Source organism: Sphingobium sp. (genome assembly GCF_033795625.1).
Lineage (GTDB): Bacteria > Pseudomonadota > Alphaproteobacteria > Sphingomonadales > Sphingomonadaceae > Sphingobium.
The window spans coordinates 1-13,289 of sequence record NZ_JARYGI010000058.1; the positions used below are offsets into that span (position 1 = coordinate 1).

The following is a 13,289-nucleotide window of genomic DNA, read 5'->3' on the forward strand; positions in this document are numbered from 1 at the left end:
CACCTCCAGGCGGCAATGGCAACGGAGGCGATAATGCACTAACAATCAGCACGGACCACTCAGTGGGGGCCGGTCACTGGGAGGCCCCGGCGCCATTGGCGGCGCAACATGGGCGGCTGGCCGCTTGCGCCTGGTGCTCACTGAAACAGCGAACACCACGTGTCTATCGGACATTGAGGGAGTTCGTGGTTTTACCTTTGTCGCCGAGCATGTTGTTCATATCATCGGGACCGACCTGACGGCCTAAGTCCTGTTGATTGCTGCTGAGAAGTGACCCACCTTGCGATTATGTTTCGGATGTCATGGGTGGGTCAACATGGTGTTTTCTCAACGCCTGCACAGTTACGGGCTGCTGCGGGGGAGTTTCCGTCCCGAGGCGGGCGGGGCGATCTCGGTGCCGAGACTGATCTCTGTGAGAAGTTCGCCCGCGGGCGCGCCGAAGCCTTCTTCCTCCAAAATGAAGACAATCTGCCGAACCTATTCGCTGATCGCATTCATCTCACCTGCCATAGTCAGGCTCAATGATAGTGGGCCGCGCCGACCTTGGACACTACCAGCGGAATTTCTCATACCATTCGTCGTAATATCCAAGCGATCCAGCGAAACAGCGCAATCCGATCGCCACGCTCAGAACCAATCGGCTTGTCGCGAGTTGCACATGGGGGCGACCCGAGGAGAAAGGTCATGCCCGCACGCTGCTGCCGAGAGAATGGATGAGCCATGTCGATCCATAAGATGATCGCGCTCCACCCTGACGTGGATGATTTCAATGAGATATTGGCGACTGCCGCGCGCCACGCCATGTTCTGTGCCGAGATGTGCACCTCCTGCGCCGACGCCTGCGTGGCCGAGGCGATGGACATGCGACAATGTATTCGTTCGTGCCTCGACTGCGCCGATGTCTGTACTGCGACCGCGCGGCTCGCCGTGCGCCGGACCGGCCAGAACGTCGACGCGCTGCAAATGATGCTCGAGACCTGCGCGCGCATCTGCGATCTCTGCGCCGAGGAATGCTCCCGGCACGATCATGAGCACTGCAAGCTCTGCGCCGAGATGTGCCGGGAATGCGCAGCCGATTGCCGCGCGGCGATCCCGACGATCCTGTGACATAGGAATGTACGATGCCTGTCACCGGCTGGATGCTCGATAGGAAGCAGCGCGAGGAACTCCTGGAGCGGTTTCCGCCCGAATGGCCCGACGTGATTGCCGATCATATCACGCTCGATGCGCGGGCCGCCGAGAACGACCCGTTGCCCGAGGCGGAGGGGGCCGAGATTGTGGGTGGCATCAATGATGGCGAGGGCCTGCAGGCGATGGTGGTCGCGATCGATGGCTCGACCGATCGCCCCGATGGCAGCACCTACCACATCACCTGGTCGCTCGACCGCACACGCGGCCGCAAACCCGTGGAGAGCAACGACGTCATCGCCGAGCGCGGCTGGCGCCCGCTCGACGATCCGGTGCCCATCAAAATCAGACCGGCGCGGTTTTAGCGATGCAGCTCTACCTAGACTGCGACGGCGTGCTTGCCGACTTCGACCGGGCCGCCACAGAACTCTTGGGAATGCCGCCACGCGTGTTCGAGAAACGCCGCGGCATCGGCGCGTCCTGGCGCGAGCGTGCCCGGCATCCCGACTTTTACGGCACGCTTCCCCTGATGCCCGATGCGATGCGCCTGTTCGAGGCGGTTAGGCATCTCGATCCAGTCATTCTCACCGGGTTGCCACGCGGCAAGTGGGCAGCGCCGCAGAAAGTGCGCTGGGCTGCGGAGCATTTCCCCGGAACCAGGATTCTGACGGTGATGGCGGTCGACAAGCGCAATCATGCGCAGGAAGGCGACATCCTTGTCGATGATCAGCTCAAGCATGCTCATCTCTGGGAAGAAGCGGGCGGCATCTTCGTCCATCACCAGGATGCGGGAAACACGATAGCCAGGCTTGCCGAGCTTGGGGTGCCGGTCCGCGATCCAGCGCCGGCCAGCTCATCTGAATCGCTACGAACGGGAACTGGCCATGCCTGATTATGCGAAGCTTCGTGACCGCATGGTTGATACCCACCTCGCGCGGCGTGGCATCCGAGACAAGCGCGTGCTCAGGGCCATGCGCGCCGTGCCGCGTGAGCGGTTCGTGCGCGAGGGGCTGGAGGAATTCGCCTATGAGGATTCCGCGCTCCCGATCGAGGAAGAGCAGACGATCTCGCAGCCCTATATCGTGGCGGCCATGGCCGAAGCGGCCGAGATCCAGCAAAATGATCGCGTTCTCGAAGTGGGCGCCGGATCGGGTTATGCCGCCGCCGTCCTCGGCCAGATCGCCGGCGAGGTATTCGCGATCGAGCGCCATGCAGCCTTGGGCGAACTCGCCCGAGAGCGCGTTGCCGCGCTTGGCTATGACAATGTCGATATCCGCATCGGTGACGGCACCCGCGGCCTGGCCGAGGAAGCGCCATTCGATGCGATCCTTGTCGCGGCAGGCGGGCCTGACGTGCCCGATGCGCTCAAGCAGCAGCTCGCGCTCGGCGGTCGGCTCGTCATCCCCGTCGGCGATGCCGACGAGCAAAAGCTGTGCAAGGTGACGCGCGTCAGCGAAAGCCGGTTCGAAGAGGAAGATCTGGGGGCGGTGAGATTCGTTCCGCTGATCGGCGAGCAAGGCTGGAAGGAGGATGGCAGGCGCGCGGCCAGCAATCATGTGCCCGGCATCTCTCGCAGCCAGTCGCTTGCCGGAATGATCGCCGAGGCGGCCGAAGACCTTCCGGCGTTCGACGATCCTGCCTTCGGCAGGCTGTTCGATCGCTTTGCGGACCGGCGGGTCGTCCTGCTTGGCGAAGCGAGCCACGGTACCAGCGAATTCTACCAGGCGCGGGCAGCGATCACCCGCCATCTCATCGCCAATCATGGCTACACCATCGTCGCGGTCGAGGCCGACTGGCCCGACGCCGCAACTGTCGATAGCTATGTGCGCCATCGCCCGCATCGCACCAGTGCCGAGAAACCGTTCCAGCGCTTCCCGACCTGGATGTGGCGCAACACCGATATCCAGGCGCTGATCCATTGGGTGCGTGATCACAATCAAACGATCGCCGACATGGATTCGCGCGCAGGCTTCTACGGCCTCGACATCTACAACATGTCCGGATCGATCGGCGCGGTGCTAGGCTATCTCGACGAGGTCGATCCCGACGCGGCGGCGGTCGCGCGTGAGCGCTATGGCTGCCTGACGCCCTGGCAAAGCGATCCGGCGACCTACGGGCGTGCTGCCTTGTCGCGGGGTTATGCCGAATGCGAGAGGGCCGTGATCGACCAGTGCCGGGATCTTCTGCAGAAACGTCTCGACTACGCGAAAGACGACGGCGACGCTTTCCTCGACGCTGCCCAGAACGCGCGGCTGATCGCCTCCGCCGAGCGCTACTACCGGATCATGTATTATGGCGGGGCGGAGAGCTGGAACCTGCGCGACACGCACATGTTCGAAACACTCCAGAACCTGCTGGACGCCAAGGGGCCGGACGCCAAGGCAATCGTCTGGGCGCACAACAGCCATGTCGGCGATGCACGCCATACCGACATGGGCGTTTCTCGCGACGAGCTCAATATCGGCCAGCTCTGTCGCGAGGCCTATGGCCGGGATGCAGCGCTCATCGGCTTCGGCACGCACACCGGCACTGTTGCGGCCGCGACCAACTGGGATGGCGACATGGAAGTGAAGCGGGTCAACCCGTCCCGGTCCGACAGCTACGAACGTCAGTTCCACGACAGCGGCAAGGCCCGCTTCCTGCTCGACATGTCACCGGGCGCACATGAGGCGCTGCGCCGGCGGCTGAGCGAGCCACGGCTTGAACGGTTCATCGGCGTCATTTATCGGCCTGATACCGAACTCTGGAGCCATTACAGCCAGGCCGTGCTTCCCGAACAGTTCGACGCCTTCGTCTGGTTTGACGAGACCCGAGCGGTGACGCCGCTCGGACCGGAGGACCATCAGGGTGTGCCGGAGACCTATCCGTTTGGCGAATAGCGGTCCGTACCGTCTCAGTCGACCTTTGGCTTCTGGTTAGCACTCGACGTCGATCGTGGGCAAGGAACTTCGAAGAATTCAGTTTCAGGGTCATGCGGCCTACGCAGCGTTAGCTGATGCGGTAAGCACATTCTGATCGCGCTCGTGGATGCCCATGCCTTCCGCCGCATACGATCACCGGGCGTGCCAAGGATACCAGGTCGCTTAAGAAGAAGCTTGCGAAGAACGCTATCGATCCGGCTCGGACATCGGCCAAGTGATGGTGCCCTCGACTGTCAGCCGCGCGGTAGACCGGATCGAACGACGTTCCGGCATTCACCTCCTGCTACGGAACAGGCGTGCCTTGTCCCTAACGGCCGAGGGGCAGTCCTAGCTGGTGCCGCGTGGCGCACACTGACCGATCTCGCCGAAGCAGAACAGGGCAATCGTCTGCCGGGGGGGGCACCGCGGCCGAATGGCATCCCGAAGGCTCTTCCGTGGTGCGAGTCATTCCGCTGCGACTCTTCCCTTTCCCCGTCCGACGCTTTAACATAACCCGCCCAGAAAAGCCCCCTCGCGCCTAATTTCAAGCATTCCCTATAACTGGATCAATCATTTCATTGCGGCACGGCGCGGGAGGTCCGGAGCAAAGGGTTGCGATCTTCTCCACGATGACGCACCATGACCGTCCTTAGGTCGATTGGAGCGATTGGATCATGCGCACGGTCGCTTCGCCTTCTATTTCCATAGCTTTAGCGACCTATAACGGACGTGAGTTTTTAGACGACCAGTTGGAATCTCTTGCGGCTCAAAGCACTCTGCCATTGGAACTTGTGGTATGCGACGATGAGTCCAACGATGACACATTTGAAATACTTCAGCGCTTCTCACGGAATGCCCCCTTCCCAGTCCGCCTGACACGCAACGAAGAAAGACTTGGTTATCGCAGAAATTTTATGAAAGCAGCATCGCTCTGTCGTGGGGACTTGATAGCCTTCTGCGACCAAGATGATATTTGGTTGCGGGATAAGCTTGCTACCGTAGTGGGGCACTTCGACGATCCCGGGGTCATACTGGTAGCACACAAAGCTCGCTTGATTGACACACACGGAACACAAATTGGAGATTTCGATCCCGCAAAAGGCCTGGATCCACTGGACATCTTATCGTCAGGACCTTGGCCGCTGATCTATGGGTTCTCCCAAGTGTTTCGCGCTACTATCCTTCAATTTCATGACCTGTGGGAACATTCGGTCAGTCATTTTGCTCCAGGCGAACAGATGGGCCACGACCGCTGGGTTGCCTTTGTTGCAGCAAATTTAGGGAAAGTGGTGATCTTGGATGACCAACTTGTACTGTATAGACAGCATGAGAATAACGTGTTCGGCGGATTGAAAAAAAAGAAAAAAGATTCCCAGGATCAAGTGCCTCACAGAATTAAGGAATACGAACGTACAGCACTTGCCACGAGCGCTTTGGAGAACCGTTCCCTCCTATTGGAGGAAATTCGTTCTAGAGTAAAAAATCTTCCAATTTCCAATATAAATCGGTTCAAGTCATTTTCTAAATTATCTAATTTACGGGAGACTATTTATTCCTCGGCTCCTCTCATATCCAGAATGGGAGCTTTCCTTCAACTAGCTGCACGAAGTACTTTTTCCCGCGAGAAAGCGTGGAAGGTTCCTGCCGGTTTGCTCTTAAACGACCTTTGTGCCACGTTCGACCCACGTAATCGTATGGATCGGTAGCTTTATCTTTGAGTACTTGGCCGCCTTTGAACACCTCCGGCAATATATTGCTCGACGGCCGCGAGATCCGCATTCTGTAGATTGTCGACACTTCAGCCGACTTTCGCCGGCGCTCGACGTTCGACAGAGCTATCGTAGTACTGATGTTGTTCAGGCTCTTGAGGGCGTTGCTGCGGCATGTGCGCGAAAAAGCCGGACAGAGGATAGAGACTGACGCCCAGAAGGAAGGTGAAGAAGCGCGCCCCCTCGCATTCGTCATGAGCGAACAAGGCTCATGAAGCCTTTCGCATCCGCCACGCTAGTTCCTTGGCCTCGCTGGCCAGCGGTGCTGAAACTGTATCAACGGGGTCCGCTATCACACCATCGCCCCTTACGAGCGCCTCGACATAGCGCACTATTCCCGGCGACGCCGGTGCCGCGGAGCCGGACCAGAACCTATCCCTGATGCATTGGACCTGCTCGTCGCAGGACGGGTGTAGCGCCCGACCGCTTTCCAGGATTGCGCACAGGTCCTCGAAGGAGGAGGTGCGAACGCCTGCCACATTTTCCTCATAGGGATAGAGCAGCAGTCGGTCTTCTTGGAGATACCTTGCCAAATCGAAGGTATAGAGAATCGCCCCGTGACGCCTCACGAATAGATAGTCGTAGAGCACGGAGGAATAATCCGTGATGAGGATGTCGAATTCATGCATATGCGCATAGAAATCCACGCCCGGTGGCCATGACCGGATGTTCGAATGTTTTTCCGGGATCGTGCCCGCCGTGCGTGGATGGAGCTTCACATAAAGCACGGCATTTCTTGCTGACAATGCTTCCGAAAGTCTGTCGAAATCCGGCAGCGCCTCCTCCAGGAAACTCCGTTCGGTATCGCGATATGTCGGCAAATAGACATATTGTTCCGAAAAGCTGTCATCGATACTGTGCCGGTTTCGCTTGCGGTCCAGATCGAGCGCAATGGCTTTGAGGGGCGCATCGCTAGCCGGGTCCAGTCGAGGATAACCCAATTTCGGGCAGCGCTCCCGAGGTAGATCAAATTGCCTCGAAAAATGTTCCTGCATGAAAAACGATGTGGTCACAACTATACTGGGACGTTTCAGATAATCGAGGAACAGGGCTCTCATGAACCAGTTGCGTTCATATTTCTTGTGCCTGCTGACGACCCCGCCGCTGTCACCAAACTGCGTGGCCTTGAGGCCCACGCCGTGCCACAGATTTATCAGCTTGGCTCCGCAGCTTACCAGTAGATTCACGTCGCTGACGCTGTGATCGAACAGATGGGCGCTGGATCGAAGGGCATGCATCATGCCGCTGAAGGACCATTTGCTATGCGAGCGATACCCTTCGCTTCTCAGGAAGCGTGCCAGGGATTTGTTGGAGGTAATCCAGGAAGCTTTGATGTCCGGCCTGTAGATGGATAGCCACAAGTACAGATATTTGGCATTGCCTGCGAACTGGCCTCCCTGATGCCCGAAGGCCCACCGTCGCTCATCTCGCGGCACCAGCGACGAAAGCGGGTAGACGGTGAGATTCAATACCCCCATCAATAGTCGCAGGCCGCGTGCTCTCATCCTGCCGAACAATGTCATATATAAATCCAGTCGTATCGCTCACCAGGATTCCCAGAGCCTTTCTTGCGACGTCATCCGGGTTCAGGAGAGTCTCGGGAGGCTCATGACCGAAGGCCTTCACGCGCATCGGTGTTTGGGTGCGTTCCGGGTTCACGCAGTTGACGTGTACCCGACCGTCGGCCCATTCGTCTGCAAGAGCCTGTGTCAGGTTAACGACGGCCGCTTTTGAGGCACTGTATGTCGAGTAAAATGCCCGGCCATAGGTGTACGAACTGGAGGCGAAGAACAGCAGGTGCCCGCGATGCGGTATCAGATGGCAATAGCTTAACCGCGCCAGCAGGATGGCGCCAAGGATATTCGTGTTCACGTCCTCCGCCACCTGAGTTTCGCTCATGTTCATCAAAGGTTGCCGATTGAGGACGGCCGCAGCATTGACCACTGCGTCGATCCGACCATCCGATGCGGCGACCTCGCTCAGGAATGTGTCGATGGACGCCGCGTTCGCGATATCCACGCCCGTGGACTTGCTGGCGACATGCACGCTCGCTCCATAGGCGCTTGCCATGCGGGCCATCGATGCGCCGATGCCGCTGGTGCCGCCGAAGATCGCAATTGTCTTCCCATGAAGGCGGGCGAGCAGTGTTGTCTCCGGCACAGCATCGAGGCGGCGGCCCGCATTGGTCTGCATCAACTTGTCGATAAGCATCAGGTCATCGGGATATGTGAGCTTCACGTTGCTAGGCGCACCGTTCGCTACATAGACGGGCACTTCCGGTGAGTATCGGACGACTACGCCGCAATCGTCCGTGGTGCGGAAATCCGGGTCCAACAGTGCGCGGTCATAGGCCGCTTTGATAACCGATAACTTGAATGCCTGTGGCGTTTGGCCCAGCCGTACCTTGCTTCGATCGGGAATTTCCCTGATGGTGTTGGTATCGCCGTCGACGAATACGACCGTGTCGGCGGAGGGGATCGCGACATCTACCGCCGAATAATGCTGAAGCGCGTCGAGCACTTCGCTGATGATCCGCTCGCTCACTAGTGGACGAACGGCATCATGAAAGATCAGGTTGAGGTCATCGGAGTCGTGCTCGTCGGCATAAGCCCTGATGGCTGCCAGCGATGATTCATAGCGCTCGTTGCCCCCCAGAAGGATCCGCCTCACCTTCGAGAAGCTCTCTTGAAGGACGAGGGATTTGATGTCGCCAAGACAGGCTTGACTGGTTACGATCGCGATTTCATCGATGCCCTTGTGGTCCTGAAAACGCTTCATCGCATGGGCAATGACCGGCCGCCCTGCCAGTTTCACCAACTGTTTAGGACGGCCAAGGCCGGAGCGTGCGCCTGTGCCGCTAGCCAGAATGATAGCGATGGATCTCGACATAAGTCACTCTAAAGAATGGTCCTGTCCTCGACTATGGCAAACGCGCCTCCGGCGATATACGTAGTTCCCACACGCAACTCCCGTTCGTCCTTGCCTCTGAACGTTTGGACTTCAGAGCCATGGTTCTCCCCATCGCTCTTTCTGTCATATCAATGAAATATGATGCCGATACTAAACGCTGCAGCATTGCTGAAACTCAACATCGAGGCTCGTAATATGGCCAGGATATTGTCCCAGTTGAATCATCGCGACGGCTATTATGTTCACGTCGATCCCGCCTTCATCAAGAGCGAAGGAAACGACGGACGCGGCCCCGTCATCACCCTGCGGGACGGAACGGTGCTGAAATTGATGCAAGGCAGGCACGATGTGACTGCCGATGTGATCGTCCTGATCCACGGTCGGCACGCCGACTTGTCCTGCGCTCTATAGCGTCAGCACTCGGGAAGGTCGCAAGGCGCTGATCCGTCTGCAACGGCCACTACTAAGGGATAGTACCGAGTGTAAGCGCCACTCGCACAGGATAGACTAGGGCGTAAGCAGCCCGAGCGTTGCGGAGGTTTGAGCAACAAGCGCTGCTTTGATATATCGGCCGCGCGCACACGGACGGCGCAATGACACAACCGACTACGAGTATCTGGCGCGGCCTCCTGCAACTTTTCCACTATGTCTCCTCTCGCCGCCGATGGCAGGGTCTCCTGGTCCTCGCCCTGATGGTGGTAGGGGCCGTCGCGGAATTGATGACGATAGGGTCCGTGCTGCCGTTCTTGGCCTTCATCACCGACCCGGAAGCGGCCAGCCAGTATGCCGCCGTCCGCAAGATGCTGGTCATACTTGATCTTCGTAATCACGAGAGCGCGGTGACGGCCTTTGCCGTGATCTTCTGCCTCATTGCCCTTGCTGCAGGAGCTATCCGCATATTGCTCGCCTGGGCGAGTCAGAAGTTCATATTTCGCGTGGGCTTCGACCTTGGTGTCGCCCTATACTCAAGTGTCCTGTTCCAGCCCTACAGCTTTCACGTCGCACATAATAGCAGTCAGATCCTCGCGGGCATCAACAAGGTTCAGCAGGTGCTCAATGGCATGATGTTGCCGCTGATGCAGGGGCTGACGTCGCTCATCATCGCCATTTTCATCCTTGCCGGGTTGCTGCTCGTCGACGCGCGCGTCGCCTTGCTCTCTACCGCCAGCTTCGGCCTGATCTATTTCGCGGTTTCGCTCGCAACGCGGAGACGCCTGCGGGCGAACAGCCAGATCATTGCCCAGTCAGGCACCCTTAAGATGAAGACGGTTCAGGAAGGGCTCGGCGGTATCCGGGACGTCCTGATTGATCGTTCGCAGGCGGTGTACATAAAGAAGTTCTCGCGTATTGACGAAAGGCTGCGGGACGCTCAGGCGACCAATGCGCTTATCAGCGTCGCCCCTCGCTTCGTGATCGAAAGCATCGGCATGGTGCTGATCGCCGTATTGTCGCTGTTCCTCGTCAAAGGCGAAGGCGGTCTGACGGCCGCTCTCCCGGTACTCGGCGCGCTGGCCCTTGGGGCACAGCGTCTGCTTCCGCTGCTTCAGCAGACCTATAATGGCTGGGCGCAGATCATGAACAACAGGTCCACCTTCTTCGACGTGCTGGCCCTTCTCGATCAGCCGGGCGCGAAAGGTCCGCAGAGCATTCACCTGCTGCCTTCCGCCCCTCTGGGCCACGTAATTCCCTTCAATCGCGATATAAGATTCGAGCAGGTGTGCTTCCGATATGCTGCCAGCAGTCCCTATGCCGTGGATCATGTGGACCTTCACATCCCGAAGGGCGCGCGGGTCGGCTTCATGGGCAAGACCGGCAGCGGGAAAAGCACCATGCTGGACCTCATCATGGGCCTGCTTGAACCGAGCGCGGGCGCAATCCGCATCGATGGCGAGCAACTAACGAAATGCAATGTCGCTGCCTGGCAAAACCGGGTCGCCCATGTGCCGCAGGCGATTTACCTCTCTGACGGCCCCATCGTGGAGAACATCGCCTTCGGTGTGGATCGCGCGAAGATCGACATGAAGCAGGTATATGAAGCGGCCCGTAAGGCGGACATCCATAATTATATCGGAGGTCAAACAAAGGGCTATGACACTTTGGTCGGCGAGCGCGGCGTCAGGCTATCCGGCGGCCAAAGGCAACGCATCGGCATCGCCCGCGCCCTGTACAAGCAGGCCAGCGTCCTTGTTCTGGACGAAGCCACCAGCGCTTTGGATGACGAGACGGAAGCGTCGGTGATCGAGGCGGTCGAGGGGTTGGGAAACGACCTCACAATTATCATGATCGCCCACCGCCTCACGACGCTACGCAACTGCGACATAATCTATCACATAGAAGGCGGCAGGGTCGTCCAGCGTGGAAGATATTCGCAGTTGATCGAAGGCGAGAGTCAGCGAAAGCCAGTCTGCGGCTAGTGCTAGAACTGTTCAACGAAACCTGAGCGCGGAAATGGACCTCTTGAACGAGCGCAACAATGGCTGCGGCATGAAAGCAATCATCTGTCGTGCTTTCATGTCTATCGTCCACGCGCTCCCTGGGATCAGGGAAACGACATTCTGCATGAGGGCGCTATCGCAGTTCCGAAAAGCCCGTTTGTAAATATCTATCAGATCAGCGGGGGCCAGCAACTCTCGAAGCCGACGGAGCGTCTCGTGGTCGCCTAGCCGATGCGCGACAGCGTAGATATTCCGCCTCCTTGTCGGTAAATCGCTGGCGAGCGCTGCCAAGAAATAGTCGGGCAGGTCGGCGTGGTTCTGCCTGGCGAACTCGAAGATTTGCCATCGTCCGACAGCCTGTCCATCCAGGCTCGCCGTATCGTTTCCCTCGTGCAATCGGTACTGGACGAGCGGCTTCCAGACCAGCGCCAGATGGCCGTGGGTCAAGGCGCGGATCAGGAACTCCAGATCTTCGGCTTTGATACCAAGCATCTGGCAATCATAGCCGCCGATCTCTAAGGCGAACTTCCGCCGGATAATCATCGTCGAAGGATAGATCGGCACTCGCTTCAACAGCCGGTCGATCGGAAATTTCCCGACATAGGACCATGGCTCTTCACCCGACGGAATAGGAATGCCGTCCCAGTATCCCGGCGGCGCCATTTCGAAGTTGGTTTCAGCGTCATGCTCACTTCCACGAAATTTGCGGTGGTCGGAGGATATGATATCCGCCCGTCCGTCGATCATCGGCTTGGCCATTTCGGCCAGGTAGTCAGGGGCAAGCAGGTCATCGTCGTCGAGCGTTGCGATCCACTCGCTAGAGGCTAGCTCAATGCCGACATTCCGCGCTCTCTGCTTGACGTTGGGCGTGGATTTGACCAGCCGGACTTTGGACCCGAAGGGTTCGAGCGCTGCTGCCGCTCGACCCTGAGTTCCGTTGTCGACGACGATGATCTCTCGGGGGGAAACCGTCTGACGTAAAACGGACTTGACCGTTTCGCCCAGGAGGTCAGAACGGTTATGCGTCGGAATTACAAATGAAACATCGAGTGGAGGACCTAGCATTCAATATCCCCAACCCCGGATAACGTCAGGTGGTCCCATAGCCCTTTCTTGCCGTCTATTCCGGAAAGTGCACTAGTGATTTTTACGGATTGGCCCTTGCGGCACGCAATTGCCCTTGAGGAACCATCCGAACTCCTTCCGCGACACTTAACTGAAGCAGGGCCTGGACGGGCGTGGTATCGATGAGGTGGTCCTTGGCGCGATGAGTCAGGTGCATCGGCGCAACGAGGCGCGTCGCTACAATGGCTACACCATCACGATCGTCCAGGACGCCTGCGCGGCGATGGATCTGGCGTTCGGCGGCCTCAGAGCGCCGGCAAAGCAGGTCTACGCGTGTACAGGGCGGCGTTGGCCTTCCTATATGGGGAAGGCATGGGTTCAACGAGTTTCTCGGCCGCTGGTATAATCGGGTGAACTATAATCGGGTCAACGCATTCAGCAGACGCTGGCCCGCTTCTGACCTTCTCGAGTAATCCGGCTTGCAGACACCCGAAGTAACCGCCTGGACAGCTTGGCTGGACGAACGAGATAGCTATCGTGCATTGAAGATAGCAAGCCGAAACGGCTAAGGTGAAGTCTATGTGCATTTACCCTGATCTCATGTGGATCGGTGTTCAGGGTCTGTGCTCCCGGTGAACCGTCTTCTTGATCTCAAAACATGCGCGGCCCACTCCTCCCGCTACCCGCCAGCAACATGTAAGCTTTCAGGAAACCGGGCAACGAAGACCAACGGCAATCTCGATCGGAAATCCCTTGCCGGTAAATTCAAACAGCTGACTCATCGTCGAATGATGCAGCGAAATCCGATGTGCGATGTCGAGGTGTCGATCGGTTGCGGCCAGCGCGCGGCAGGTCGGTAGCGGCTGCAATAATTTGCGGCGCACAGATGCGACCCGCCCTTCAATACCCTGCGCGGGACAGGAGCGGGTGCGCGCGGATCGACGCTGGCGGCCATGCGGTCCGAACTTCCACAGCACGAGGATGGGCCGTCGGATGCAGCCGAATACCTGATCTGCCCCCTTCTGAGTGGTCCAGAATCTCTGTTATTTTGGATTATGAAGGAGTTTGGAAATGGGCAAGAG

11 protein-coding genes and 1 pseudogene are annotated in these 13,289 nt (G+C 58.4%); 8 read left to right on the forward strand and 4 right to left on the reverse strand.

All coding sequences use genetic code 11. The features are described from left to right. Positions 1–720: 720 nt before the first annotated feature. From QHC67_RS17775 to QHC67_RS17800, 6 genes are all read left to right on the forward strand, one after another. The gene (locus tag QHC67_RS17775) at positions 721–1,107 is read left to right on the forward strand and encodes a four-helix bundle copper-binding protein (RefSeq protein WP_319296349.1); all 387 of its coding nucleotides are present in this window, start codon (positions 721–723) and stop codon (positions 1,105–1,107) included. Between the two features lie 14 nt (positions 1,108–1,121). Further along, positions 1,122–1,493, forward strand: coding sequence for a hypothetical protein (locus tag QHC67_RS17780; RefSeq protein WP_319296351.1), 372 nt, complete (start codon positions 1,122–1,124; stop codon positions 1,491–1,493). A gap of 2 nt (positions 1,494–1,495) precedes the next feature. Next, positions 1,496–2,020 carry a hypothetical protein gene (locus QHC67_RS17785; protein WP_319296353.1) on the forward strand — a complete coding sequence of 175 codons (525 nt, stop codon included), beginning with the start codon at positions 1,496–1,498 and terminating at the stop codon, positions 2,018–2,020. Further along, positions 2,013–4,007, forward strand: coding sequence for a protein-L-isoaspartate(D-aspartate) O-methyltransferase (locus QHC67_RS17790; protein ID WP_319296355.1), 1,995 nt, complete (start codon positions 2,013–2,015; stop codon positions 4,005–4,007). Before QHC67_RS17785 ends, QHC67_RS17790 begins: the two co-directional genes overlap by 8 nt. A gap of 259 nt (positions 4,008–4,266) precedes the next feature. Further along, entirely contained in the window at positions 4,267–4,380 is a 114-nt protein-coding gene (locus QHC67_RS17795; RefSeq protein WP_319296357.1) for a LysR family transcriptional regulator, read from the forward strand. 322 nt (positions 4,381–4,702) lie between these two features. Beyond that, a complete protein-coding gene (locus QHC67_RS17800) occupies positions 4,703–5,734 on the forward strand; it encodes a glycosyltransferase (RefSeq protein WP_319296359.1) in 1,032 nt (343 codons plus the stop codon). Between the two features lie 272 nt (positions 5,735–6,006). Here the strand turns inward: QHC67_RS17800 and QHC67_RS17805 are convergent, their stop codons facing one another. Continuing rightward, on the reverse strand, positions 6,007–7,275 hold the full coding sequence (locus QHC67_RS17805) for a CDP-glycerol glycerophosphotransferase family protein (protein ID WP_319296361.1): 1,269 nt from the start codon (positions 7,273–7,275) through the stop codon (positions 6,007–6,009). Continuing rightward, complete coding sequence (locus QHC67_RS17810; protein ID WP_319296363.1) at positions 7,220–8,686, reverse strand: bifunctional cytidylyltransferase/SDR family oxidoreductase; 1,467 nt, start codon at positions 8,684–8,686, stop codon at positions 7,220–7,222. Before QHC67_RS17810 ends, QHC67_RS17805 begins: the two co-directional genes overlap by 56 nt. A gap of 159 nt (positions 8,687–8,845) precedes the next feature. Here QHC67_RS17810 and QHC67_RS17815 point away from each other — a divergent pair, with 159 nt between their 5' ends. Together QHC67_RS17815 and QHC67_RS17820 are read left to right on the forward strand one after the other, a co-directional pair. Next, positions 8,846–9,118 carry a hypothetical protein gene (locus QHC67_RS17815; protein WP_319296364.1) on the forward strand — a complete coding sequence of 91 codons (273 nt, stop codon included), beginning with the start codon at positions 8,846–8,848 and terminating at the stop codon, positions 9,116–9,118. A gap of 182 nt (positions 9,119–9,300) precedes the next feature. Then, positions 9,301–11,121, forward strand: coding sequence for an ABC transporter ATP-binding protein (locus tag QHC67_RS17820; RefSeq protein WP_319296366.1), 1,821 nt, complete (start codon positions 9,301–9,303; stop codon positions 11,119–11,121). A 12-nt stretch (positions 11,122–11,133) separates the two neighbouring features. On the opposite strand, the gene QHC67_RS17825 is transcribed toward QHC67_RS17820, so the two are convergent. Further along, a complete protein-coding gene (locus QHC67_RS17825) occupies positions 11,134–12,207 on the reverse strand; it encodes a glycosyltransferase family 2 protein (RefSeq protein WP_319296368.1) in 1,074 nt (357 codons plus the stop codon). Positions 12,208–12,985: 778 nt separating this feature from the next. Then, positions 12,986–13,186, reverse strand: a pseudogene (locus QHC67_RS17830) (SUMF1/EgtB/PvdO family nonheme iron enzyme); the annotation flags it as partial. Positions 13,187–13,289: the final 103 nt, after the last annotated feature.

Coding starts and splice junctions, on each gene's coding strand:
- QHC67_RS17775 (WP_319296349.1), top strand. CDS start 721: ATGTCGATCCATAAGATGATCGCGCTCCACCCTGACGTGGATGATTTC.
- QHC67_RS17780 (WP_319296351.1), top strand. CDS start 1,122: ATGCCTGTCACCGGCTGGATGCTCGATAGGAAGCAGCGCGAGGAACTC.
- QHC67_RS17785 (WP_319296353.1), top strand. CDS start 1,496: ATGCAGCTCTACCTAGACTGCGACGGCGTGCTTGCCGACTTCGACCGG.
- QHC67_RS17790 (WP_319296355.1), top strand. CDS start 2,013: ATGCCTGATTATGCGAAGCTTCGTGACCGCATGGTTGATACCCACCTC.
- QHC67_RS17795 (WP_319296357.1), top strand. CDS start 4,267: ATGGTGCCCTCGACTGTCAGCCGCGCGGTAGACCGGATCGAACGACGT.
- QHC67_RS17800 (WP_319296359.1), top strand. CDS start 4,703: ATGCGCACGGTCGCTTCGCCTTCTATTTCCATAGCTTTAGCGACCTAT.
- QHC67_RS17805 (WP_319296361.1), bottom strand. CDS start 7,275: ATGGGGGTATTGAATCTCACCGTCTACCCGCTTTCGTCGCTGGTGCCG.
- QHC67_RS17810 (WP_319296363.1), bottom strand. CDS start 8,686: ATGTCGAGATCCATCGCTATCATTCTGGCTAGCGGCACAGGCGCACGC.
- QHC67_RS17815 (WP_319296364.1), top strand. CDS start 8,846: ATGATGCCGATACTAAACGCTGCAGCATTGCTGAAACTCAACATCGAG.
- QHC67_RS17820 (WP_319296366.1), top strand. CDS start 9,301: ATGACACAACCGACTACGAGTATCTGGCGCGGCCTCCTGCAACTTTTC.
- QHC67_RS17825 (WP_319296368.1), bottom strand. CDS start 12,207: ATGCTAGGTCCTCCACTCGATGTTTCATTTGTAATTCCGACGCATAAC.